Source organism: Acinetobacter sp. BWR-L5 (genome assembly GCF_039655985.1).
Lineage (GTDB): Bacteria > Pseudomonadota > Gammaproteobacteria > Pseudomonadales > Moraxellaceae > Acinetobacter > Acinetobacter johnsonii.
On sequence record NZ_JAGFEV010000021.1, the window covers coordinates 1 to 1,236 of the forward strand.

1 pseudogene is annotated in these 1,236 nt (G+C 41.0%); it reads right to left on the bottom strand.

The annotated features are described in order from the left end of the window. Positions 1 to 37 precede the first annotated feature (37 nt). Positions 38 to 1,174: pseudogene (locus JZ787_RS17885) on the bottom strand (IS3 family transposase). Positions 1,175 to 1,236: the final 62 nt, after the last annotated feature.

Below are 1,236 nucleotides of genomic sequence, written 5' to 3' on the forward strand. Positions count from 1 at the left end.
CTGGACTGCTCCCAGTATCCTAGACATTGAAGTAGCCTCATTTTGCAGCTGCCTCGAATGCTTCTGGACTCATCCCATCAAGATGCGAATGGCGCCTGATTCGATTGTAAAGCATCTCGATGTAATCAAACACATCCGCACGCGCCATTTCGCGTGTTTTATAGATTCTCTTTTTAATTCTTTCCTTCTTTAAGCTACTAAAAAAGGATTCTGCAACGGCATTATCCCAGCAGTTTCCTCTGCGGCTCATGCTAGGTATTAAGTTATGCTTCTGACAGAATTTTTGCCAGTCTCCGCTACTGTATTGTGAGCCTTGGTCTGAGTGTATGATCACAGGTTCATTAGGTCTGCGTCGCCATACTGCCATGAGTAGAGCATCAAGTACGATATCTTTGGCAAGCGTAGATTTCATTGACCAACCGATCACTTTCCTTGAATATAAATCAAGAACCACAGCCAGATATAACCAGCCTTGCCATGTGCGAATATAAGTAATATCAGTCACCCACGAAGTATCAGGTGTATTTACAACAAACTCTCGATTTAAATGGTTGAGTGGCACAATCTGAGGACGGCCTCGACCATAGCTTTTATGTTTCTTATACCCTCGTATAGTTGTAATACTATTGTTTTTCATGATCTTTAGTACACGATTAGGTCCACAACCCTCACCTAATTCTTTAAGGTCTAAAGTAATGCGTCTGTAACCATAGATACCATAGCTGGCATCATCAGAAGAACGAATGAGCTGTAATAAACGCTTGTCTTCAATGGTTCTACTTGATTCAGGTTCATGTAGCCAAGCGTAATAACCAGCGCGAGCGATCTTTAATACCCGACACATCGTTTTAATCTTAAATCGATGGCTGTATTCAAGGATGAATTGATACTTCACTCGGGCTGGCTTGCAAAGCGGCGTGAAAGCAGTGCTTTCACTTTAAGATATCTCGTTCCTCTTCTATCTGTTTAAGCTGACTTTTAAGGCGGAGGATTTCTTTCTTTGTTTCAAGCAGTTCATGTTCATCATGATTGTTGTGTAATGGATGTACAGCTTTAAGCCATTTATAAATACTGTGCTGTGATACACCTAAACGTTCTGCCACATCACTGACAGATCAGTAATCAATTTTACAGCTTCATCTTTAAATTCTGGGGTATAACGTTGTCCACTCATAATGTTTTCTCCTATGCAAAAAGAATAGACCATATTTGTCTAGGAGAGTGGTGGCAGTCCAA